At 33.3% G+C, this 24,589-nt stretch carries 15 protein-coding genes, 15 tRNA genes and 2 rRNA genes; 30 read left to right on the top strand and 2 right to left on the bottom strand.

Features of this window, described 5'->3' with window-relative positions:
• From F594_RS0103960 to F594_RS0103880, 17 genes are all read left to right on the top strand, one after another.
• Window positions 1-132: ribosomal RNA gene (locus F594_RS0103960) — 23S ribosomal RNA — on the top strand; the annotation flags it as partial.
• A gap of 24 nt (window positions 133-156) precedes the next feature.
• Window positions 157-273, top strand: a 5S ribosomal RNA gene (gene rrf, locus F594_RS0103955).
• Window positions 274-316: 43 nt separating this feature from the next.
• Window positions 317-391, top strand: a tRNA-Asn gene (locus F594_RS0103950).
• A gap of 4 nt (window positions 392-395) precedes the next feature.
• Window positions 396-484: transfer RNA gene (locus F594_RS0103945), tRNA-Leu, on the top strand.
• 22 nt (window positions 485-506) lie between these two features.
• Window positions 507-583 (top strand) — tRNA-Met (locus tag F594_RS0103940).
• A gap of 65 nt (window positions 584-648) precedes the next feature.
• Window positions 649-725 (top strand) — tRNA-Met (locus F594_RS0103935).
• Window positions 726-768: 43 nt separating this feature from the next.
• Window positions 769-843: transfer RNA gene (locus F594_RS0103930), tRNA-Glu, on the top strand.
• A gap of 6 nt (window positions 844-849) precedes the next feature.
• A tRNA-Val gene (locus tag F594_RS0103925) sits at window positions 850-925 on the top strand.
• Between the two features lie 54 nt (window positions 926-979).
• Window positions 980-1,056 (top strand) — tRNA-Asp (locus tag F594_RS0103920).
• A gap of 1 nt (window position 1,057) precedes the next feature.
• Window positions 1,058-1,133 (top strand) — tRNA-Thr (locus F594_RS0103915).
• 9 nt (window positions 1,134-1,142) lie between these two features.
• Window positions 1,143-1,228: transfer RNA gene (locus F594_RS0103910), tRNA-Tyr, on the top strand.
• Window positions 1,229-1,241: 13 nt separating this feature from the next.
• Window positions 1,242-1,315 (top strand) — tRNA-Gly (locus F594_RS0103905).
• 5 nt (window positions 1,316-1,320) lie between these two features.
• Window positions 1,321-1,397, top strand: a tRNA-Arg gene (locus F594_RS0103900).
• A gap of 17 nt (window positions 1,398-1,414) precedes the next feature.
• Window positions 1,415-1,490, top strand: a tRNA-Gln gene (locus F594_RS0103895).
• A 6-nt stretch (window positions 1,491-1,496) separates the two neighbouring features.
• A tRNA-Lys gene (locus tag F594_RS0103890) sits at window positions 1,497-1,572 on the top strand.
• A 5-nt stretch (window positions 1,573-1,577) separates the two neighbouring features.
• Window positions 1,578-1,666: transfer RNA gene (locus F594_RS0103885), tRNA-Ser, on the top strand.
• A gap of 145 nt (window positions 1,667-1,811) precedes the next feature.
• Window positions 1,812-1,887 (top strand) — tRNA-Lys (locus F594_RS0103880).
• 309 nt (window positions 1,888-2,196) lie between these two features.
• Here F594_RS0103880 and F594_RS0103875 read toward each other — a convergent pair.
• Window positions 2,197-3,183, bottom strand: a complete 987-nt coding sequence (locus tag F594_RS0103875) for an aspartate-semialdehyde dehydrogenase (protein WP_019034618.1) — start codon at window positions 3,181-3,183, stop codon at window positions 2,197-2,199.
• Between the two features lie 133 nt (window positions 3,184-3,316).
• Here F594_RS0103875 and F594_RS0103870 point away from each other — a divergent pair, with 133 nt between their 5' ends.
• The 9 genes from F594_RS0103870 (at window position 3,317) to rpoC (ending at window position 19,126) form a co-directional block, all read left to right on the top strand.
• Window positions 3,317-4,480 (top strand): homoserine dehydrogenase, encoded by a 1,164-nt coding sequence (locus tag F594_RS0103870; protein WP_019034617.1) that lies wholly within the window; start codon window positions 3,317-3,319, stop codon window positions 4,478-4,480.
• A gap of 83 nt (window positions 4,481-4,563) precedes the next feature.
• Window positions 4,564-6,861 carry a stalk domain-containing protein gene (locus tag F594_RS0103865; RefSeq protein WP_009345940.1) on the top strand — a complete coding sequence of 766 codons (2,298 nt, stop codon included), beginning with the start codon at window positions 4,564-4,566 and terminating at the stop codon, window positions 6,859-6,861.
• A 54-nt stretch (window positions 6,862-6,915) separates the two neighbouring features.
• Entirely contained in the window at window positions 6,916-7,458 is a 543-nt protein-coding gene (gene lepB / locus F594_RS0103860) for a signal peptidase I (protein ID WP_019034616.1), read from the top strand.
• A gap of 117 nt (window positions 7,459-7,575) precedes the next feature.
• A complete protein-coding gene (gene ftsE / locus F594_RS0103855) occupies window positions 7,576-8,277 on the top strand; it encodes a cell division ATP-binding protein FtsE (protein WP_019034615.1) in 702 nt (233 codons plus the stop codon).
• Window positions 8,252-9,154 carry a permease-like cell division protein FtsX gene (gene ftsX / locus F594_RS0103850; protein ID WP_009345941.1) on the top strand — a complete coding sequence of 301 codons (903 nt, stop codon included), beginning with the start codon at window positions 8,252-8,254 and terminating at the stop codon, window positions 9,152-9,154. Before ftsE ends, ftsX begins: the two co-directional genes overlap by 26 nt.
• A gap of 8 nt (window positions 9,155-9,162) precedes the next feature.
• Window positions 9,163-10,365: a murein hydrolase activator EnvC family protein gene (locus F594_RS0103845; RefSeq protein WP_019034613.1), complete on the top strand. Its 1,203-nt coding sequence runs from the start codon at window positions 9,163-9,165 to the stop codon at window positions 10,363-10,365.
• A complete protein-coding gene (locus F594_RS0103840; RefSeq protein ID WP_019034612.1) occupies window positions 10,365-11,522 on the top strand; it encodes a S41 family peptidase in 1,158 nt (385 codons plus the stop codon). The genes F594_RS0103845 and F594_RS0103840 overlap by 1 nt, the downstream gene beginning before the upstream one ends.
• 207 nt (window positions 11,523-11,729) lie before the next feature.
• Window positions 11,730-15,527: a DNA-directed RNA polymerase subunit beta gene (gene rpoB / locus F594_RS0103835; RefSeq protein ID WP_004824935.1), complete on the top strand. Its 3,798-nt coding sequence runs from the start codon at window positions 11,730-11,732 to the stop codon at window positions 15,525-15,527.
• A gap of 17 nt (window positions 15,528-15,544) precedes the next feature.
• Window positions 15,545-19,126: a DNA-directed RNA polymerase subunit beta' gene (gene rpoC / locus F594_RS0103830; protein ID WP_019034610.1), complete on the top strand. Its 3,582-nt coding sequence runs from the start codon at window positions 15,545-15,547 to the stop codon at window positions 19,124-19,126.
• Between the two features lie 148 nt (window positions 19,127-19,274).
• On the opposite strand, the gene F594_RS0103825 is transcribed toward rpoC, so the two are convergent.
• Window positions 19,275-20,663, bottom strand: a complete 1,389-nt coding sequence (locus tag F594_RS0103825) for an S-layer homology domain-containing protein (RefSeq protein WP_009345934.1) — start codon at window positions 20,661-20,663, stop codon at window positions 19,275-19,277.
• Between the two features lie 267 nt (window positions 20,664-20,930).
• On the opposite strand from F594_RS0103825, the gene rpsL reads away from it, so the two are divergent.
• The 4 genes from rpsL to F594_RS0103805 all read left to right on the top strand — a co-directional run.
• Window positions 20,931-21,344 carry a 30S ribosomal protein S12 gene (gene rpsL / locus F594_RS0103820; protein ID WP_004824932.1) on the top strand — a complete coding sequence of 138 codons (414 nt, stop codon included), beginning with the start codon at window positions 20,931-20,933 and terminating at the stop codon, window positions 21,342-21,344.
• Window positions 21,345-21,431: 87 nt separating this feature from the next.
• Window positions 21,432-21,902 carry a 30S ribosomal protein S7 gene (gene rpsG, locus F594_RS0103815; RefSeq protein ID WP_004824925.1) on the top strand — a complete coding sequence of 157 codons (471 nt, stop codon included), beginning with the start codon at window positions 21,432-21,434 and terminating at the stop codon, window positions 21,900-21,902.
• 21 nt (window positions 21,903-21,923) lie between these two features.
• Complete coding sequence (gene fusA, locus F594_RS0103810) at window positions 21,924-23,999, top strand: elongation factor G (RefSeq protein ID WP_009344724.1); 2,076 nt, start codon at window positions 21,924-21,926, stop codon at window positions 23,997-23,999.
• A gap of 17 nt (window positions 24,000-24,016) precedes the next feature.
• Window positions 24,017-24,589 (top strand): GTP-binding protein (locus F594_RS0103805; protein ID WP_019034609.1); only part of this gene is annotated, 573 nt, incomplete at its 3' end.

The raw sequence follows: 24,589 nt of genomic DNA, 5'->3' as shown, positions 1-24,589 counted from the left end.
AAGCCCCCCTCGAGATGAGATTTCCCTCAGAAATGATAAGACCCCTAGAAGAAAATTAGGTAGATAGGCTCAAGGTGGAAGTATAGTAATATATGGAGCTAGCGAGTACTAATAGGTCGAGAACTTGACCAAAGAAAGTTTTTAGTTTTTAAGTTATCCGGTGAGAATAGGAAGATGGACACACCTGTAACCATACCGAACACAGAAGTTAAGCATCAATCCGCTGATGGTACTTGGTTGGCAACGACCTGGGAGAGTAAGTTATTGCCGGTTTAAAAAAATATATAAAGAAGTAGTTAGGGAACTAACTACATAAGCTTAGGTAGCTCAACGGTGGAGCACTCGGCTGTTAACCGATAGGCTGTGGGTTCGAATCCCACCCTGAGCGCCAACAAGCCGGGGTGGCGGAACTGGCAGACGCACAGGACTTAAAATCCTGCGGTGGTAAAACACCGTATCGGTTCGATTCCGATTCTCGGCACCATAAAAAAGTAGTGAGCTAACGACGCGGGATGGAGCAGTCTGGTAGCTCGTCGGGCTCATAACCCGAAGGTCGTAGGTTCAAATCCTGCTCCCGCTACCATAAAAAATCTGTAGTTTAGTAAGATAAGTTTTTGTAAATCTTATGAAGCTACTCTTCTATTATTAGGCGGCGTAGCTCAGTTGGCTAGAGCATGTGGTTCATACCCGCAGTGTCAGGAGTTCAAATCTCTTCGCCGCTACCATTTAACTTAGTGTATTATTATTTGTAGTTTTTACTAAGAATATGGCCCTGTGGTCAAGCGGTTAAGACACCACCCTTTCACGGTGGTATCCCGAGTTCGATTCTCGGCAGGGTCACCATAATAAGGACGCATAGCTCAGTTGGGAGAGCATCTGCCTTACAAGCAGGGGGTCATAGGTTCGAGCCCTATTGTGTCCACCAAAAAACACTTAGTGGTTATTAAATAATCACTAAGTGCTAAATAAAACTATGTGTGGCCCGGTAGTTCAGCTGGTTAGAATGCCAGCCTGTCACGCTGGAGGTCGTCGGTTCGAGCCCGATCCGGGTCGCCATGCTGGTGTAGCTCAATTGGTAGAGCAACTGACTTGTAATCAGTAGGTTGGGGGTTCAAGTCCTCTCACCAGCTCCATTACAACTTGGAGGAGTTCCCGAGTTGGCCAAAGGGGACGGACTGTAAATCCGTTAGCTTAGCTTTCAGTGGTTCAAATCCACTCTCCTCCACCATAATTTTATATTTGCGGGTGTAGCTCAGTGGTAGAGCCCCAGCCTTCCAAGCTGGTTGCGAGGGTCCGATTCCCTTCACCCGCTCCATATATGCACCTATAGCTCAGTAGGATAGAGCAACGGACTTCTAATCCGTGTGCCGGGGGTTCGAATCCTCCTAGGTGCGCCAGAATATATAATATATTTTGGGGTGTAGCCAAGTCGGTAAGGCACCAGACTTTGACTCTGGCATGCGTAGGTTCGAGTCCTGCCACCCCAGCCATTATATGACCCATTAGCTCAGTCGGCAGAGCACTTGACTTTTAATCAAGGTGTCGCGCGTTCGAATCGCGCATGGGTCACCATTTTTGGAGAGGTACCGAAGCGGTCATAACGGGGCGGTCTTGAAAACCGTTAGGGTGCAAGCCCACGTGGGTTCGAATCCCACCTTCTCCGCCAAATAAAAAAATCAGGTAGCTTTATTCTATCTGATTTTTTTTGAAGATATTTTAATAAATATGGAATATTTATTTATATTTTAGTGGTGTTAGGTATCCGATTTTTTTGGATGTAGATTTATTTTATATGTATTATAATTTTTTGTGACCCATTAGCTCAGTCGGCAGAGCACTTGACTTTTAATCAAGGTGTCGCGCGTTCGAATCGCGCATGGGTCACCATTTTTATGTTTAAATTTTTGTTTTTATGATATTTCTTATGTTTTGACAGACCCATTAATTCTAATATAATCTCTTATCATACATTATTTAGATATGAATAATATAATTAGTTAATAAATCATTTATAACTAATATTTTATAAATATAAGCTAAATTCACTTTTTTTAAGTTAATTAATTCGTAAGTTTAATTACTGTATTTTTGCATTTATACTACTATTATGAATTATTTTTTATATGGTTTATAATTAAAAATAGCTTTACAATATCTGTTTGCAAAAATTCTACAGATATTATAAAGCTAAGTTTTTTATTTTATCAAACTTTCTAGTATTTGAATTGTATTTAAAGCTGCACCTTTTCTCATATTATCAGCCACACATATTAGGTCTAAACCATGTTCAACTGAAATATCTCTTCTTATTCTGCCTACATATACAGGGTCTTTTCCAGCAGCTACTATTGGCATAGGGTATTTTAAATTTTTGAGGTCATCATATAAGACAATTCCATCGGTATTTTTGTATAATTCGAAAATATCTTTTATGTCAAAATCTTCTTTTGTTTCAACGTTTATTGCAACCATGTGAGATGTTTTTACAGGTACTCTTGCTGTAGTTGCTGTTATTTTAATTGAGTTGTCATGGAAGATTTTTTTTGTTTCATTTATCATTTTCATTTCTTCTTTGCTATAGCCATTTTCTAAGAAGTCATCAATGTGGGGTAAGACATTTCCTATAATTGGATAGGGATAAAATATGTTTTCTTGACCTTTCATTCCTCTTTCCAAGTCTTCTAGTCCGTTTTTTCCTGAGCCTGAAACTGCTTGATATGTTGTATATACAATTCTTTTTATACCGTATTTTTTGTATATTGGGTATAGGGCTACTACTGATTGTATTGTTGAGCAGTTTGGTGATGGGATTATGTTGCCTTCATATTGTGCATCTTGTGGATTTATTTCTGGGACTACAAGTGGTTTATCTTCATCCATCCTATATGAACTTGAGTTATCTATTATTTTTATCCCAAGTTTTGCAGCTATGGGTAAAAATTTTTTTGCCAAGCTTGAATCTAGGGCTCCAAGTGCATAATCAATTTTTTCTTTTTTTAGATTTTCTTCACTTAATTCTATTATTTCGTATTCTTTATCTAAAAATTTTATTTTTTTGCCTGCTGACCTTTCAGATGCAAAGAAATAAATATTATCTATAGGTAAATTTCTTTCTTCTAATATGGAGCGCATTGTTTCTCCAACTAAGCCTGTCGCTCCAAAAATCGCTAAATTAAAACTCATAGTTTTTCCTCCTTTTATTAATAATACCAAGGCTATTTTTTAGTGTCAACTCTAATTACTTAATTAGTTTTCTGACCTTGACTTTAATTTTTTTCTAATATAAAATTTTTTTAAATAGATTGAGGAGGATAAGATGACAAAAATTGCATTATTAGGATTTGGGACTGTCGGCAGAGGACTATATAATATTTTAAAGGAAAAAAAGGAACTTTTAAATTCTCTTGATATAAACATTGAAATTTCTAAGATTTTGGTCAGAAATATATCCAAGTATAAGGATATTGACAAAAATCTTTTAACTAATGATTATAATGATATCTATTTAGATAAGGATATAGATATTGTTGTTGAAATGACGGGAGATGTAGAAAATTCTTATATTTATATAAAGAAAGCTTTAGAAAATGGTAAGGATGTTGTAAGTTCAAATAAAGCTGTAGTAAGTAAATATTTTGAAGAATTAACGGAAATTTCTCAAGATAAGGGTAGGTTATTTTTATACGAAGCCTCAGTTGGTGGAACAATTCCAATTGTAAGAGAGGTAAAATCTTTATCTATATTTAATAATATTAATAAAATTTATGGTGTTCTCAATGGAACTAGCAATTATATTTTATACAATATGTTTGAGAATAATAAAGATTATGCTGAGGTTTTAAAGGAAGCTCAAGAAAAAGGTTTTGCTGAACACGACCCCACTGATGATGTTAAGGGATTTGATATGAGAAGAAAGCTTAGGATTCTTATGTCAATTATTTGTAAGGGAAAAATTACTGAAGATGATATTGAAGTTTTTGGACTTGATAAGATTAATAAAATAGATGTTTTATATCTTTCTGGTAATTATAGAGTTAAAGAGGTTTGCCTTGGACAAAAATTAGGCGATAATTATGTATGTATAATTGAACCTTGTTTATTCAAAAAAGATGAAGATTTAGCAAGGCTTGAGGGCGCCTATAATATGGTGGAAATTTATGGGGATTATTTTGAAAAGATAACTTTAAAAGGTCCTGGTGCTGGCTCTTTACCTACTGCCTCTGCTGTTCTTCAAGATATAATTGATGTTATAAAGAAAAATGATATAAGAGTTTATGGTGGAAATGACCTTGTCAATTATAATGATAATTTTGAGGGTCAATATTACTTAAGGACTAGCGGTGATTTTCCTGAAGATCTTGTTGAAAGGGAAGAAATATATAAGGGTCAAAAAATTATTTTTACAAAGAAGATTAAAAGATCAGACTTTTTAAATTTAATTAAGGATAAGGATGCGTTTTTTGCAAGGTGTATCAATTAGATAATTACGATTTTATTACAAATTAATAAATTCTAATTTATTTAACTTATTTACTCTATAATAGTAAGCGGAGGAATAAATAAATGAAAAAAAGACTTATTATATTTTTTATGGTTTTTTCCATAATTATTACTAATTTTATATTTGCTGAAAATAAACTTAATTCTCAGGAGGAAATAGCTCCAGGAGTTGTGAACTTTCAATACACAGTTAAAACAAGTAAGGGAAATGCAATCTTAAATGTTTTAAAGTGTGATTTAAATAATCCTTATATTAAGTTAAATACTGTTGCTGGAAATGGTTCTTATACTGAGAAGGCAAGTGTTTCTCAAATGGCAAATAGAACTAATGCAGTTGGACTTTGTAATGGTGATTTTTTTAGTATGGCTCTTCAAGGGGTTCCTCTTGGACCTTCAATTATTGATGGTGACATAAAATCATCTCCTGGTGTTTTAACAGATATATATTCTTTTGGGATTGATTCAACAAATACTGCCTATATTTTAGATACAAATTTTGGTGGAAAAGTTACAGCACCCAATGGAACAACTTATAATATTGACGGATTAAATAAGAATTTATATTGGTATCAACCTTCTAAGGAATACTCTCACGAATCTAAGATTCAAATGTATACAGATTTTTGGACTTCAAAATCTCGTGGTGATAAAACTGCTGGAGAGGTTCTATTGAATCAAGATAATGTCGTTGAAAAAATTATTTATGACAAGAATTTAGACTTAAAAATTCCAAGTGGTTATAAGATTTTACAAGTGAGCGGAGCTAGTGCAACATTTGTAAAAAATAATATAAAAATTGGAGATAAATTAAAGATTACTTATGATATTTATCCTCAGAAATCTTGGAAAATGCTAATAGGTGGACATTCTCTTTTGGTTGATAATTCCAAAACAAGACCCTATAAAAAAGATATAAATTCTATTGGAGGCACTAGAGCTAGAACTTGTATAGGAATAGCCGATGGAGGCAAGAGCGTATATATTGTTTCTTGTGAAGGAAGAACAAAAAGATCAAGCGGAATGAGTTTAAATGAACTTTCTAATTTTATGGTTAATTTGGGTTGCCAAAGAGCTTTAAATTTAGACGGTGGTGGCTCAACAGCTATGGTTGTGAGAAATCTCGGTGATTTGAATAGAACAAGAGTTATAAATCCTGAAGGAAATAAGGCTGAAAGAAAAGTAGTTAACGGTATTGGAGTTTTTAATACTACAAAAAATACTGGACAAATTATAGACGGAAAATTAAAAGGAAATACTGATTTAGTTATAGGTCAATCAACTGACTTTTCTTTAAAATCAGCCTGGGATAAGTTTTTAAATCCTATTGATATTTCTGATAGAACCTATAAATTAAGTGAAAATTCAAATGGTCAAAATATCTTAAATGGCACTTCTTATCTTGCTATGGTTCCTGGAAAATTCAATTTATCTTTAACTACTAATAAGGGAGAAAATATTAGTAAAGAAATAAATATTAAAGATTCTAAAGCTTTTGAATCTCTTGAAATTATTAGTGATTCAAGAAATGTTAAGCCAGGGGATAAAATTAATTTCACTATAGAAGCTAAAGTTGATGGAAAAGATATAAAACTTTCGCCAAGAGTTTTCAAATTCCAACTTCTTGATGTTGATGGAAAGCTTGATGTTAATTCTTCAACAGTAACAATAAATAAATTAGGCACAAATCCAAAACTTATCGCTAGTATCAATGATAAAAAAGCTGAGCTTAATTTCCTTGATGCAAATGCAAAGACTGTTACTATGAATATAGGCAAGAAGACTTATAAAATTAATGGTCAAAAAGCACAAATGGATACAGCACCTTTTATAAAAAATTCAAGGACAATGGTGCCTCTAAGATTTATTGTAGAAGCTTTGGGCTATCAAGTTGATTGGAACGGTGAAGAGAAATCAGTTTTTGTAAGAACAAATGATATAAATAATGACATTTATTTTAAAGTTGATTCTAAGAAAATTAATGTAGGAGAAAAATCAATCACAGTAGATACGCCTGCTATTATTAAGGGTGATAGAACCTTTGTACCTATAAGGTTTGTTGCAGAAATTTTAGGTATGGAAGTAAGCTACAATGCTAATGATAAAGAAATAGTTCTAGTAGATAAGAATCCTAAAAAGACTAATGAAAATTCTATAACTAAAGCTAACAATAATTCCTTAATAAATAACAATAAAGTTGATAATAATGTAAATAATAATATTAATAGAAATTCCAATGCAAAAAATACTAACAGTCAAACTAATAGTAACCACTACAATATAACACAGAGTGACCTGAATCAATTAGATAAAGATTCTGGTGAGTTGGAATCTATCATATTGGATAAAAATAAAGCAAAGTAAAATAGAACATTTACTATATTATTTATTAGGATTATAATGTTTAAGGTGATATGAATGAATGAAGTTAATAAAGAAGAAAAGAAAAAATCAAGTCTTATGGATGATTTAAAAGTTGTAATTTCTGCTGTAGTGATAGCTTTAATAATAAGAAATTTTGTTTTTAACTTAGCTGTAGTAAATCAAACATCTATGTTTCCTACTCTTTATCCTAAGGATCTTGTGCTTGTAGATAGAATAGTCGATTGGACCCATAATTATAAAAGAGGACAAATTGTTATATTTAAGAGTCCTGAAGACAATAAAAATCTGATAAAAAGACTTATTGGTGAACCTGGAGATGAAGTTCATATTGAGTCGGGTAAGGTTTATGTTAATGGCAAAGAATTAGATGAAAATTATTTACAAGAGGGTGTATATACAGATTCCTATGATGAAAACACCTGGAAACTTGGAAAGGATGAATATTTCCTAATGGGAGATAACAGACCTGGTTCCTATGATTGCAGAAATTTCGGACCCATAAAGGAAAAAGCATTAATTGGAGCAACAAAAAATAGAATTTATCCATTTAAAGATTTTGGCAAAATTGATAAATAATTAAACCGGCTTTTTAGTCGGTTTTTTATATATAGAAATTTATACATTTATAAATTTCCTCTGTAAATTGTAAACATTTTGTAATATAATCTATAGAGAAATGTAGAAAGGATTATTATGATTAAATTTGATAATGTATATAAAGAATACGATAATGGAACTCGTGCTCTTTCAAATATTAATTTACAAATACCAAAAGGAGATTTTGTATTTTTTGTAGGTCCATCGGGGGCTGGAAAATCTACCTTGATTAAATTACTTATTAGAGAAGAGAAAGTAAGTCGTGGAAGAATTTTAATTGATGATATAGATTTAAGTAAAATATCTGAATATCAAGTGCCTAGACTTAGGAGAAATATTTCAGTGGTTTTTCAAGATTTTAGACTTTTACCTAAAAAAACTGTCTTTGAAAATGTTGCATATGCCCTTGAAATTATTGGAGCGAGTCGTAGGGAAATAAATAGAAATGTTGGAAGAGCTCTTGACCTTGTCAGTTTATCGGATAAGAAAAAAGCTCATCTTGATGAGCTATCAGGAGGAGAAAGCCAAAGAGTTGCTATTGCTAGAGCAATAGTTAATAATGCTCCTATTTTAGTATGTGATGAACCTACTGGAAATTTAGACGAAAATACAGCTTGGGATATAATGAAAGCTTTAGCTAATATTAACGATCAAGGAACAACAGTAATTATGGCATCTCATGCAGTTAATATAGTTAATGAGATGAAAAAGCATGTTGTTACATTAAAAGATGGTAATATTGTTGGAAATATAGAGAAGGGTGGATACTATTGTGAGACTTGTACGACAACTGATTAATGTATGCAAAGAGGCATTTAAAAGTTTATGGCGTAATAAGACAATGGCATTTACTTCAACTATTTCTATAGCGGCTATGTTGACCTTATTAGGTGTTGTTTTGCTTCTAGTTTTAAATCTTAATGCCATGGTTTATCAGACAGGAGAAAAACTCGATAAGCTTGTTTTTTATCTTAAAGATGATGCACCTGCTGTTGATGTGAATAATTTTATTAAAGAACTGACAGAAGATGCAAGAGTTAAAAAAATTGATTATATATCAAGAGAAGATGCCTTAGAAGAATTTAAAGAAGGTTTTGGCGAAGATGTTTCTGTTTTTGAAGATATGCCTGGTGGCAATCCACTTCCAGCTTCTATCACAGTGGAAATGAAAGAACTTTCTCAAGGTTTAGATGTAAAAAACAAATATAAAGATTTACCTATAGTTGAAGATGTTGAATATCAATATGATTTTATAAGTAAAATGATGAGATTTGAGAATGGTCTTAAGTATGTAGGAATTGCAATTGTAGCCATATTATTTTTGGTTTCTGTACTAATTATGCATAATACTATTAAAATAGCCATTGCAAATAGAGAAAATGAAATTTCTATAATGAGATATATAGGAGCAACTAATTCTTATATAAGAGGACCTTTTCTTATAGAGGGAATACTCTTTGGTGTTTTTGGAGCTTTAATAGCAACATTTTTAACAGTGAATTTTTATTCATATTTATTTGAAAGAATAAATATGGAACTTTTTAAGATTACTAATATAGATCTTGTGGGTGTGGAACTTGTTAAGAATGACTTATTTATTGTATATCTATGTATAGGAATAGGTATCGGTTATTTAGGTTCTTTATTTTCTACAAAGAGATTCTTAAATGTTTAGGTGGTTTAATGTTTAAAAATAAAAGAAAATTTGTAATTTTTTTAGTACTTTTACTTTTTACTTCTGTTTTTGCGGATAGTGCTCAGTTGAAAAAGCAACAAGAACAAAAGAAAAAGGAAAAAGAAAAAGTTAAATCTCAAATGCAATTGAAAAAGGAGAAGATCAAGAATACTCAAGGTCAAGTCACAGATGTGGAAAAAGAAATTGATAAGCTTGATTCTAAAATTAACAACACAACTACTCAAATTACAAGTTTACAAAAAGATATTGACAAATTAAATATTGAAATAGAGAAAAATCAAAAAAAATTAAATGAAGCTCAAAAAAATTTAGATGATAATATTGACCTTTTCAGAGTTAGAATAAGAGAAATGTATAAAAGGGGCAATATAAGATATTTGGAAGTTATAATGAATTCTAAATCTATTGAGGATTTATTAAAAAATAACAAGAATATATCTAGAATTGCACAGGCAGACAGGGATTTAATTAATTATATAAGCCAACAAATTAAAACTATTAAAATGGCTAAAGAAAAATTAACAAATGACAGAAATGTTGTTAATGCAAAAAAGACTTCTCTAGTGATTGAAAGAAGTAATTATCAAACAGCTATTGAAGCTAAAAATCAATATATAAGTAAGCTACAAGAAAATATTGACTTATATAGAGAGGAATATAACAAAGCTCAGGCTCAATGGGATAATCTTGATTCTGAAATTGTCAAGTTACAAGAACAAATCAAAAAAGAAATTCAAAAAGAAAATGCAAAAAAAATGGCTAAGTCAGGACAAGGTATGAATATTGCCCCAAGCCCAAGAGCAGCAGGCAAACTAAATTGGCCAGTACCTGGACATACAAGAATTTCTTCTCCTTTTGGTCAAAGATTTCATCCAATTTTAAAGATTTATAGATTTCACTCAGGTGTAGATATTCCTGGACCGGCTGGAACTCCAGTTGTTGCAGCAGCATCAGGAACAGTAATTATGGCAAGACAAATGTCAGGATATGGCAATGTTGTAATGGTTGATCATGGGGACATAGTTACAGTTTATGCACATAATTCAAGAGTAAATGTAAGTGTAGGACAAAAGGTAAAAGCAGGAGATGTTGTATCATTTATAGGTTCGACTGGTCTTTCAACAGGGCCTCACCTGCACTTTGAAGTAAGAGTTAACGGACAACCTGTTAACCCCTTAGGATATATATAATGAAAAAAACAAAACGAATAATCATTTTTCTTGCAATATTAATTTTGACAAATATTGCAACAAGATTTATAACCTTACACGGTTTATTTTTAGGGACGACTGATAAATTTAACAATATAGTTCAGTTGGAAAATTTCATAAAAAAACACTATCTTTTTAAAGTTGATGAGAAAAATTTTGAAATTGGAGAATTAAAAGGAGCTGTAGCTTCTCTTAAAGACCCATATTCAGAGTATTTATCGCCTGAAGAGATGGATGCCTTAACAGAAGAAACTACAGGTAAATTTTTCGGCATTGGAGTTTATATAGCACCTGGTGAAGATGGTCTAATAACAGTAATCTCGCCAATAAAAGGTTCACCAGCTGAGAAGGCTGGTCTAAATTCAGGGGATAAAATACTGCAAATAAATGGTAAGGACTATACAGGTGATAATATTACTGAAGCTTCAAAAGCCATCAGGGGAGAAAAAGATTCTTTAGTTAAACTCTTAGTTTTAAAAAATGGAAGTAAAAAACCTCAAGAAATTAGTGTAAAAAGAGATCAAGTTAAAATAGCATCTGTTATAGAAAAAGAATTAGGAGAAATTGGTTATATAGGGATAACTGTTTTCGATGAAGATACAGATAAAGAGTTTGGCAAAGCCCTTGATGATTTAGTGAAAAAAAATAAGTCGGGTATAATTCTTGATTTAAGAGGTAATCCTGGTGGAGTTGTAGATGCAGCAGTTGGTATATGTGATAAAATTCTTCCTGAAGGAGTTATAGTTACCTTAAAAGACAATCAAAATAAGATTATTGAAGAATATAAATCAGATAAAAATTATGTAGATACAAAAATGGTTGTCTTACAAAATGGAGGATCTGCATCAGCATCTGAAATTGTAGCAGGAGCTATAAGAGATTATAAAAGAGCCACTATTGTTGGAGAAAAATCCTATGGAAAAGGAATTGTTCAAACTGTATTTCCATTAGCGAAAGGAAGTGGCTTGAAATTAACGACAGCAGCATACTTTACTCCAAGTGGGAAAAGTATCCATAAACTTGGTATCGAACCCGATATAAAAGTTAAAGAGCCGGAAGGTATTAAGGGTATAGGAGTAGATTTTCTTGATACTGATACACAACTGCAAAAAGCTCTTGAAATATTAAAAAAATAATTAAAAAGGTGAAAAGTTTAGATATTTTCTATACTTTTCATCTTTTTTTTAGAAGCTTTTTTAGAAATTTATTCCCAGAAATTATTTACTAAAAGCATATTGAATATATGGTAATGATATGTTAAAATTATTATTTGCATAATAATAATTAGAGTGGAATAGTGTCCTCTAATTTTCTAATAAACCATGAAAGGCTAGGGTGAAAAAATGGTACATCCTGTGAAATATGGGAAACGTGAGAGAATGAGTTTTTCTCGAGTAGAAGAGGTAATGAGTTTACCAAACCTCCTTGACGTGCAGACTTCTTCTTTTGACTGGTTCATTAAAGAAGGGCTTAAGGAAGTTTTCGATGATGTCTCTCCTATTGAAGATTACTCAGGTAAATTAATTTTAGAGTTCGTTGATTATTATATTTCAGATGATATTAAATATGATATTGATGAATCAAAACAAAGAGATACCAATTATTGCGCACCTCTTAAAGTAAAAGTCAGGCTGATTAACACCGAAACAGGCGAAGTAAAGGAACAAGAAGTTTTTATGGGTGATTTGCCCTTAATGACTCCAACAGGAACCTTTGTTATAAACGGAGCTGAACGTGTTGTAGTATCACAACTTGTTAGAAGCCCAGGAGCTTATTTTAAGGAAGAAAGGGATAAGACAGGTAAGAAACTTTATTCTTCAACTCTTATACCTAATCGTGGAGCATGGCTTGAATTTGAAACTGATGCAGCAGGTGTTATCAACGTTCGTATTGATAGAACAAGAAAAATACCTATAACAATTCTTGCTCGTGCAATAGGCGTTGAAAGCAATCGTGAAATTACAGATATCTTAGGGGAAAGTGAAGCTTTAACAAAAACTTTTGAAAAAGATACAACTTCAAATAAAACAGAAGCTTTACTTGAAATTTATAAAAAACTAAGACCTGGCGAACCGCCAACCCTTGACAGCGCAAAATCATTATTTGAAAATATGTTTTTTGATGACAGAAGATATGATCTTGCAAGAGTTGGTAGATATAAGTTTAATAAAAAATTAGGAATAGAAGCTAGAATTGAAAATAATATACTAGCTGAAGATGCAGTTAATCCTCTTACTGGAGAAATAATTGCAGAAAAAGGAGAAACTTTAGATAGAGCAAAAGCTTTTGAGATTGAGAATGCAGGCATAAACAGAATTCTTTTGAAGGTTTTAAATCCTTTTGATGAATCTGAATCAAGAGAAGTTATTGTAATTGGAAATAATTTCTGTATACCTTCATCCTTTGGGCTTAACTTTACATTAGAAGAGTTAGGTTTTAGGGAAAAAATTTATTTCCCCTTATTCCAATCAATCTATGAAGAATTTGGCTCAGATGAAGAAGCGTTAAAAGAAGAATTAAAGAAAAGACACAACGAATTAAGTCCAAAACATATAGTAGTAGATGATATTGTCGCTGCTATAAATTATGAATTTAATCTTATGGATGGAGTTGGCTACACAGATGACATTGACCATCTAGGAAATAGAAGAATTAGATCAGTTGGTGAACTTCTTCAAAATCAATTCAGAATCGGTATTTCCAGAATGGAACGTGTTATTCGTGAAAGAATGACTGTACAGGATGTTGAAGCTACAACACCACAATCTCTTATAAATATAAGACCTGTTACGGCTGCCATTAAAGAATTTTTCGGTTCTTCACAACTTTCACAATTTATGGACCAAAACAACCCCTTGTCAGAATTAACTCACAAAAGAAGGTTATCTGCACTAGGACCTGGTGGGTTGAGTAGAGACAGGGCTGGTTTTGAAGTGCGTGACGTCCATAACTCACACTATGGAAGAATGTGCCCTATAGAAACTCCAGAAGGACCTAATATAGGATTAATCACTTCTTTAACAACCTATGCCAGAATTAATGAATATGGATTTATAGAAACTCCTTACAGAAAAGTTGTAGATGGAGTTGTTACAGATAAAATTGAATATTTAACTGCTGATGTAGAATATGAGCAAATTATTGCTCAATCCTATGAAAAACTTGATGAAGATGGAAGATTCTTAGAAAAGAGAATTGCTTGTAGAGGTCATGAAGGCATTGTAGATATATTTGATGTAAAAGATGTTACCTACATGGATGTTTCTCCTCAACAAATTGTTGCTGTCGGAACTTCTATGATTCCTTTCCTTGAAAATGATGATGCCAACAGAGCTCTAATGGGCGCCAACATGCAAAGACAAGCCGTACCGCTACTTTCAACACAAGCACCTATTGTAGGTACAGGTATTGAATACAGGGCAGCTAAAGACTCAGGTGTTGTAATTGTTTCAACTGATGATGGTGTTATAGAAAAAGTTGATGCAACGCACATAGAACTTCGTAGAGATAAAGATAAAGTTCTTGATACCTATAAACTTCATAAGTTTGTAGGAGGCAACCAAGGCACAACCATTAACCAAAGACCTATCGTAAATGAAGGACAAAAGGTTAAGAAAGGTGAAATAATTGCTGATGGTCCATCTACCGATATGGGAGAAATGGCACTTGGTAAAAATATTTTAATAGCTTTCATGAACTGGGAAGGCTACAACTATGAAGATGCTGTTTTGGTTAATCAAGAATTAGTTATTAATGATACTTTAACTTCTCTTCATATTGAAGAATATGAGTCTGAAGCTCGTGATACAAAATTAGGACCTGAAGAAATTACTCGTGACATTCCTAATGTTGGGGATGATATGCTTAAGGACTTAGATGAACTTGGAGTAGTAAGAATCGGGGCTGAGGTTAAACCTGGAGATATTTTAGTTGGAAAGGTAACACCGAAGGGAGAAACAGAACTTTCTGCTGAAGAAAGACTTTTAAGGTCTATATTCGGTGAAAAGGCTCGTGAAGTACGTGACACATCACTAAGACTACCTCATGGAGAACACGGAATTGTTGTAGATGTTAAAACTTTCAAAAGGTCTGAAGGCGATGAATTGCAACCAGGCGTCAATGAAATGGTAAGAGTTTTTGTAGCTACAAAAAGAAAAATCCAAGTTGGAGATAAGATGTGTGGTCGTCACGGTAACAAAGGGGTTATATCAAGGGTGCTTCCTAAAGAAGATATGCCTTATATGCCTGATGGTACGCCTATTCAAATTGTATTAAATCCTCTAGGAGTTCCTAGCCGTATGAACTTAGGACAAGTGTTGGAAGTTCACTTGGGTCTTGCTGCAAAAAAACTTGGATGGCACGTAGCCACACCAGTTTTTGATGGGGCTAATGAATCAGATATTTTTGAATCTCTTGAAAAAGCAGGATATCCTCATGATGGAAAAATACAACTTCGTGACGGAAGAACTGGAGAAGAATTTGACCATCCTGTAACTGTTGGATATATGTATATGTTAAAACTTCACCATTTAGTTGATGAAAAAATCCATGCTCGTTCAACAGGACCTTACTCACTGGTTACTCAACAACCCCTAGGAGGAAAGGCACAATTTGGTGGACAAAGATTTGGAGAAATGGAAGTTTGGGCTCTTGAAGCTTATGGTGCATCTTACACCTTACAAGAAATGCTAACTGTAAAATCTGATGATATTGTAGGACGTGTAAAGACTTATGAAGCTATAGTTAAAGGTGAAAATATTCCACAACCGAGCATTCCAGAATCTTTTAAGGTTTTAATAAAAGAATTGCAATCTTTAGCTTTAGAAATAGAAGTTTTAGATGATGATGGAAACCCCGTTGATCTAGAGGCTGAAGAAGATGATCTTTCAAGAATTGATGCTATTGAAGAAGATAATGAAGAAGATGTTAGAAATCTTATAGAAACAAATACTTCCAATAACAATTCTGCTATAAGGACTATTTCAAGCGAAGAAGCAGAAGCTTTAGATGAAAGTTTTACCGATGATGATGGGGATGATTCCTACAGTGATTCTGAAAATGATGATGAATCTATCTTGGGAGATTCTTCAGATTATTTTGAAAATTCTGATAAAGACTACGAAGATATTGAAAATGAATAAGGGAAAGGAGTATCCTTTTGAGCGAACACGAATTATTCCATTCTATTAAAATAGGTTTAGCTTCACCAGAAAAGATCAGAGAATGGTCTTATGGAGAAGTAAAAAAACCTGAAACAATTAATTACAGGACATTAAAACCAGAAAAGGAAGGTTTATTCTGCGAAAAGATTTTTGGACCTACAAAGGACTGGGAATGTGCCTGTGGAAAATATAAAAGAGTTAGATATAAGGGTGTAGTCTGCGAAAAATGCGGAGTAGAAGTTACAAAGGCCAAGGTTAGACGTGAAAGAATGGGTCATATTGAGCTTGCAGCTCCTGTTTCTCATATTTGGTATTTTAAAGGAATTCCATCACGTATGGGTCTTGTGCTTGACATGAGTCCAAGAGCTTTGGAAAAAGTTTTATACTTTGCGGCATATGTTGTTACAAGGGTAGAAAGTGGACAAACTACTCTTTATGAAAAACAACTGCTAAGCGAAGTAGAATATAGAGAATTTAAAAGAGAATATGGCGATAAATTTACTGCTAAAATGGGAGCAGAAGCCATAAAAGAACTTTTAGCAAAGGTTGATTTACAAAAAGAAAATGATGAATTGACTGAAGAACTTGAAAATGCGACTGGTCAAAAGAAAATTCGTATCACAAGAAGGCTTGAAGTTATTGATGCTTTTATCCAATCAGGAAATGATCCAACATGGATGGTTCTTGATGCAATTCCTGTAATTCCACCAGATTTAAGACCTATGGTCCAACTTGATGGTGGCAGATTTGCTACAAGTGATTTAAATGATTTATATAGAAGAATTATCAATAGAAATAACAGACTAAAAAAATTAATGGACATTAATGCTCCTGATATCATTGTAAGAAATGAAAAGAGAATGTTACAAGAAGCTGTTGATGCCCTAATAGATAATGGTAGACGAGGAAGACCTGTTACAGGTCCTGGTAACAGACCATTAAAATCTTTATCAGAAATGCTTAAAGGTAAACAAGGTAGATTTAGACAAAATCTTTTAGGTAAGCGTGTTGACTATTCAGGACGTAGTGTAATTGTTGTAGGACCTGATTTGAAATTCTATCAATGCGGAGTTCCTAAGAATATGGCACTAGAACTTTTCAAACCTTTTGTCATGAGAGAACTTGTAAAAAGAGGCTTAGCTCACAACATTAAATCTGCTAAAAGAATGGTAGAAAGAGTTAGGGATGATGTTTGGGATGTGCTTGAAGATGTAATTAAAGACCATCCAGTATTGTTAAACCGTGCCCCTACACTACACAGGCTTGGTATTCAAGCTTTTGAACCAGTACTTGTTGAAGGAAAGGCGATCAAGCTTCACCCATTATCATGTACTGCTTACAATGCCGATTTTGATGGAGACCAAATGGCTATCCACCTTCCACTATCAACAGAAGCTCAAGCTGAAGCAAGACTTTTGATGTTATCTACAAATAATATTTTGGGCTTAAAGGATGGTAAACCTATTGCCATTCCAACTCAAGATATGATTTTAGGTTCATATTATTTAACTTTAGATAGAAAAGAAAAGTTAAAGGGAGATGGATCAGTTTTCTGCTCATACGATGAAATGATGAAGGCATATTACTGTGGATTCTTACATCTACAAGCTCATGTAAAAGTGAGAAGATTTGCAGGAGAAGATGACAAGAGAGGAAAAATTGTTGCCTCATCAGTGGGTAGATTTATTGTAAATGAATTTATTCCACAAGATTTGGGATTTGTAAACAGAGATGAAGATAAATATTCTCTTGAAGTTGACCAAGTCATAGATAAAAAACTTTTGGCAGTAATAATTGAAAGAACTTACAAGAAACATGGAAATATAGAAACAGCAAAACTTCTTGATAATATAAAATCTTATGGATATCATTACTCTACTATAGGAGCAATTTCAATATCAATGGGAGATGTTCAAATTCCTGAATCTAAACCTAAAATTTTGGAAGCAGCTCAAAAAGAAGTAGAGAAATATGAAAAAGCCTATAGACGTGGTCTTATATCTGATGATGAAAGATATGAAAAAGTTATTGATATCTGGAATAAGGCTACTGATGACTTAACAGATGATGTTATGAAAGGCTTTGATAGATTAAATAATATTTATATTATGGCTGATTCAGGAGCCAGAGGTTCTAAAAACCAAATCAGACAATTAGCAGGTATGCGTGGTCTTATGGCTTCACCGTCAGGAAGGACAATAGAAGTACCTATAACATCAAACTTTAGAGAAGGACTTAGTGTGTTGGAATTTTATATGTCTGCCCACGGATCTAGAAAAGGTCTTGCAGATACAGCACTAAGAACTGCCGACTCAGGTTATCTAACAAGAAGACTTGTTGATGTTTCTCAACAAATAATAATTCAAGAAGAAGATTGTAATACTGACCAATATATAGTTGCCCGTGCTTTCAAAGATGGAAAAGAAGTCATTGAAAATCTTGCTGATAGAATAGCTGGAAGATATGCCTTTGAAGATATTATTGATCCAAATACAGGCGAAGTTCTTGTAAAAGAAAATACAGAAATTTCTGATGAAGATGCAGATAGAATTGTAGACGCAGGAATTACTGAAGTTAAGGTAAGATCAGTATTGGTATGTAAATCTAAGAAGGGCGTTTGTGCTCACTGCTATGGAAGAAACTTAGCTACAGGTAATGAAGTTGGCATAGGAGAAGCAGTTGGAGTTATAGCAGCTCAATCAATAGGCGAACCTGGTACTCAATTAACAATGAGAACATTCCATACAGGTGGTGTAGCTCAAGCAGCAGATATCACTCAAGGTCTTCCTAGAGTTGAAGAACTTTTTGAAGCAAGAAAACCAAAAGGTCTTGCAATGATTGCTGAACATGCTGGGGAAGTCGAAATAAAAGAAACGAATAAGAAAAAAGAAATTATTATTACTACAACTGATGGGCTTAAAGATGCCTATAATGTTGTTTATGGTGCAAGGCTTAAAGTTAAATCCGGAGATTTTGTTGATGCAGGTGATGAATTAACTCAAGGTTCTGTATATCCACAAGACCTTTTAAGAGTTAAGGGTGCCAAAGGTGTTGAAGAATATATAGTTAGGGAAGTTCAAAGAGTATATAGACTTCAAGGTGTTGATATCAACGATAAGCATATAGAAATTGTAGTCAGACAGATGTTATCAAAATATAAGATAGATGATGCTGGCGATACAGATTTATTACCGGGTTCTTTAGTTGAAAAGAATGAATTTATTTCCGTAAACAAAGAAATGGAAGAAAAAGGGCTTAGACCAGCACAAGGTCAAGTTAATTTATTAGGTATAACTAAAGCATCTCTTGCTACAGATTCATTCCTATCAGCAGCATCTTTCCAAGAAACTACAAGAGTATTGACAGATGCAGCAATTAAAGGAAAAGAAGATACCCTACAAGGTCTTAAGGAAAATATAATTATAGGACAACTTATACCAGCAGGTACTGGAGCAAGAAAAAATTCTAAAGTTCAAATCGGAGTTTCAGATGAAGTTAAAGAAAAATATAATATTTTGGAAAATTCAGAAATTATAGAAAAGAAGGACTTAGTTGAAGCTGCAAGTGAAGAAGAATAAGAAAATTAATAAATTTAGAGGAATGGTTACATTTGACCATTCCTTTTTTGTGTATATAAATTTTTATAAAAATGCTTATTTAAAAGTATAAGTTTTTACAAAGTAAAAAAGAGAACCCCTTAGGGTTCTCAATATAAGAAATTAATACTTATTTTACAAATACTAAATCTCCATTTTCAATTTCAGTTACAGCTTTAACTTCCTTGTCACCACGTTTTGCTGTAGTTTCAGCTAAAGTAACCTTAACAACAGGTTTAATGATTTTAACATCTTTCATAGCTTCATCAAAACCAGCTTCATTAGTCTTTAGTGTGATTAAAAATCCTGTTGCAGTTCTTGTAACATCATAGAATTTTTTATCAAGTTTAGATTTTTCATATTTTGGTGTTGAACCAGAAACTGCATCAACTTTTGCGTTTTCATAATCATTTGATTTAACAACTGCAAGACCGATTTTAACTTTATCTTCAGCTAAGGTAGTAGCTTTAGATTCAATTTTAATTTGATTATCTTTAAGTTCAGTATAAGATTTACCGTGTGTTGCCTTAAAATCACGATCTCCCACTACATGCCAATCAACAACAAAATTAGAAGCAAGTTCTGCAAGACCTTTTGTTAACTTATCTTTCTTTTCATGAAGTTTTGGTTGAAGATTTATTAATTCTTTTTCTTCATCACTAGTAAGTTCTTTCTTTGCAAGAAGAGCTTTAGCCTTATCTATGGCAGAAGAAAGTTCATCATAAGCCTTTGATTTTTTAGGAATTCTACCTTCAAATCCATCATCTCCTGCAACAGAATTTAAAGTTACAAGAACATTATTTTTATCAAGTGCTTCTAAATAAGCTTTAACATCTTTTTTAACGCCTTCAATGTTTGATTTATCCTCTTTCTTATCTTCTTTCTTTTCAGAAATTTCTGAAGCTAAGGTATTATATAAAAGAACGAAAGCATCATTTCTGTTAGCTTCCTTATTGTAATCTTTTATTTCAAGTCCGCTATCTTTTCCAATAATTTTAAGTTCTTCAGCCCATTTAATCCAATCTTTTGGCCAAGAAGCATCTTTTGCAGCTTTTTCATCAATCTTGTCTGATTTTAAAATATCAAGAATTGTTAGAAGTTCGGCATAAGTTATTTTATTTTCGCCTTTGAAAGTTTGATCTGGATAACCGTGAATTAATTTGAGACCCTTGGCATTTTTTACTTCAACACCAACTTTAATGATACCATTAGCCCAATATTTCTTATCGACATCCTTGAATGGACTTTCTTCATTTTTAAGACTTTCAGCCTTTTTGTCTTCACCTATAGCAAAAACTATAAGAGTAGTAAGTTCTGATCTAGTTAAGCTTTTGTCAAGACCTAAACTTCCATCTGCATAGCCATGAATTAAATTTGCCTTCTTTAAAACATCTATTTTTTGAGAATTGTTTATTGCCTTATCTACTTTTGGTAAATTAAAAGCAAAAACAGAAGAGATAGAAGTTGAAAGCATTGCAAGTGTAAGTGCACCTGCTGCGATTTTTTTGTTAATTTTCATTATATAACCTCCATTTATAATGTTATTATACATTATAAAATAAAAAATTAAAAATTTTTACAAATATATCAGTAGAATTATAAAAAATATAAAAAATAATAATAAAAATTTTAAAATAATAAAATTTAATATGAATAAATTATAAGTTTACCAAAATTCAATTGACAGATAAGCTATTTGGTGGTAGAATTATACAGTATTTAGGAGATTAAGACTACCTCTAGGTAGTCTTAAAAAATGTACAATTTATTTATAGGAGGTGCACGAATGCCAACAATTAATCAACTTGTCAAAAATGGTAGAAAAAAGATTCATACAAAATCTAAATCACCAGCACTTGATGTGAACTATGATACTTTGAAGAAAACTGAAACAGAAGCTAATTCTCCACAAAAAAGAGGAGTTTGTATAGCGGTTAGAACAGTAACACCAAAGAAACCTAATTCAGCTTTAAGAAAAGTAGCCAGAGTTCGTTTGACTAATGGATATGAAGTTATGGCTTATATTCCTGGAATCGGACATAATCTTCAAGAACACAGTGTTGTTTTAATCCGTGGTGGAAGAGTTAAAGACTTACCAGGTGTTAGATACCATATAATCAGAGGTACACTTGATACTGCAGGTGTAACTGATAGAAAGCAAGCAAGATCTAAATACGGTACAAAGAAGCCTAAAAATTAATGAGAATATATAGATTTTTTTATAGATTCTTAGCAAACGGGACAAACCGAGTACCAGTGAATTACTAAATGGTTAAGGAGGGAAGTTATGCCAAGAAAAGGACACATACAAAAAAGAGAAGTTATGGCCGATCCTGTTTATGATGATGTTGTTATCACAAAACTAATAAATAACGTCATGTTAGATGGAAAAAAGGGAACTGCTCAAAGAATTGTATATAGCGCAATGGAAAAGATTGCCGAACAAACAGGTGAAGAGGCCATAGAAGTTTTTTATAAAGCTTTAAATAATGTAATGCCTGTTCTAGAAGTTAAAGGTAGAAGAATTGGTGGAGCAACATATCAAGTTCCTATGGAAGTTAGACCAGAAAGACGTCAAACTTTAGGACTTAGATGGTTGGTTAAATATGCAAGAGCCAGAGGAGAACACACTATGGATGATAGACTTGCAAAAGAAATTCTTGATGCCTCAAATAATTTAGGCGGCAGCGTTAAGAGAAAAGAAGAAATGCATAGGACAGCGGAAGCTAACAAGGCCTTTGCTCACTATAGATGGTAATGGATATAAGGGAGGAAAAGCATGCCTAGAGAGATACCATTAAAAAAAGTTAGAAATATAGGTATCATGGCACATATTGATGCTGGTAAAACTACAACTACTGAACGTATCTTATTTTATGCTGGAAAAATTCATAAGATAGGTGAAACTCACGAAGGTGCAGCTCAAATGGACTGGATGGAACAAGAGCAAGAAAGAGGTATCACAATTACTTCTGCAGCAACAACTTGCTATTGGAAGGGCTATAGATTAAATATCATAGACACTCCTGGACACGTTGACTTTACAGTTGAAGTTGAAAGATCTTTAAGAGTTCTTGACGGAGCTGTTGCACTTTTTGATGCCAAATCAGGTGTAGAACCACAATCAGAAACAGTTTGGAGACAAGCTGATAAGTACCATGTTCCAAGAATATGTCATATAAACAAAATGGATGTTACAGGAGCTGATTTCTTTAGATCAGTTAACACTATTGAAAAGAAACTACACGCAAATCCTGTAGCAATTCAAATACCGATGGGAGCAGAAGATAAGTTTATCGGTATGATTGACTTAGTTAGAATGGAAGCTGAAATTTATACAGATGATTTAGGGCAAGTTATAGATAAAACTGATATCCCTGAAGAATATTTAGATTTAGCAAATGAATACAGAGATAAGATGATAGAAAAGGCTGCAGACTTCGATGATGAGCTTATGGATAAGTATCTTGAAGGAGAAGAAATTTCTGAAGAACTTATTAAAAGAGCTCTTAGAAAAGGAACTCTAGCAGTTAAATTAACTCCAGTACTTTGTGGTTCATCCTACAAAAACAAGGGAGTTCAATTACTACTTGATGCAGTTATTGATTATCTTCCAGCTCCACTTGATGTACCACCGATTGAAGGAACAGATCTTCAAGGAAATCCGGTAGAACGTCACGCATCTGATGACGAACCATTCTCAGCACTTGCATTTAAAATTGTTACTGACCCATATGTTGGTAAACTAGCATATTTTAGAGTATATTCTGGAGTTCTAAAAGCTGGAAGCTATGTAACAAACTCTACAAAGGGTAAGCGTGAAAGAATCGGAAGAATCCTACAAATGCATGCTAATAAGAGAACTGAAATTGATGAAATTTATGCAGGTGAAATTGCAGCTGCTGTAGGTTTAAAAGATACAACTACTGGGGATACTTTATGTGATGAAAAAAGCCAAGTAATTCTTGAAAAGATGGAATTCCCAGAACCAGTTATTTCAGTAGCTATTGAACCAAAAACTAAAGCATCTCAAGATAAGATGGCAATAGCTCTTCAAAAATTAGCAGAAGAAGACCCAACCTTCAGAACATATACAAATGAAGAAACAGGTCAAACAATTATTGCAGGTATGGGAGAACTTCACTTAGACATTATCGTTGATAGATTGTTAAGAGAATTTAAAGTTGAAGCTAATATTGGTAACCCACAAGTATCTTACAGAGAATCTATTACTAAGCCTGCTGAAGGCGAAGGTAAATATGTACGTCAATCAGGTGGACGTGGACAATATGGTCACGCTAAGATAAAAATCGAACCTTTAAAAGATGGACAAGGATTTGTATTTGAAAATGCAATTGTTGGTGGAGCAATTCCAAAAGAATTTATTGGACCTACTCAACAAGGTATTGAAGAAGCCTTACAATCAGGTATATTAGGCGGATACGAAGTTCTTGACTTAAAGGTAACATTATATGACGGTTCTTACCACGAAGTCGATTCATCAGAAATGGCATTTAAGATAGCAGGCTCAATGGCTCTTAGAGATGCAATGGCAAAGGCAGGTCCAGTATTACTTGAACCAGTTATGAAAGTTGAAATTACTACACCTGAAGAATATATGGGTGATGTAATTGGAGATATAAATTCTAGACGTGGAAGAATGGAAGGTATGGAACTTGTAGCAGGTGCACAAATCGTAACATCATATGTACCATTAGCTGAAATGTTTGGCTATGCAACAAGTTTACGTTCAAACACACAAGGTAGAGCAAACTATTCAATGCAATTTGACCATTACGAAGAAGTTCCTAAGTCAATTGCAGAAGAAGTTTTAGGAGATAAAAAAGATAAATAAATCTTAGGAGGAAAATTATGGCAAAAGCAAAATTTGAAAGAAATAAACCTCACGTTAACGTAGGAACAATAGGCCACGTTGACCACGGTAAAACAACACTAACAGCAGCAATAACATTAGTATTAAATAAGAGATACGGCAGCGGAGAATTCATAGACTATGCCCACATAGACAAGGCACCAGAAGAAAGAGAAAGAGGAATCACAATCTCAACATCTCACGTAGAATATGAAACACCAAACCGTCACTACGCACACGTAGACTGTCCAGGCCACGCCGACTACGTAAAGAACATGATAACAGGAGCAGCCCAAATGGACGGAGCAATCCTAGTAGTAAGTGCAGCAGACGGACCAATGCCACAAACAAGAGAACACATCCTACTAGCAAGACAAGTAGGGGTACCAAAAATCGTAGTATTCTTAAACAAAGAAGACCAAGTAGACGACCCAGAACTAATCGAACTAGTAGAAATGGAAGTAAGAGATTTACTATCAGAATATGATTTTGACGGAGACAACACACCAATAGTAGTAGGCTCAGCCCTAAAAGCCCTAGAAGATCCAGACGGAGAATGGGGAGATAAAATC

The sequence above is a fragment of the Peptoniphilus lacrimalis DSM 7455 genome, assembly GCF_000378725.1.
Lineage (GTDB): Bacteria > Bacillota > Clostridia > Tissierellales > Peptoniphilaceae > Peptoniphilus_A > Peptoniphilus_A lacrimalis.
The sequence above is the reverse complement of the archived record's forward strand: the minus strand, read 5'-3'. Positions and strand labels throughout refer to the sequence as shown.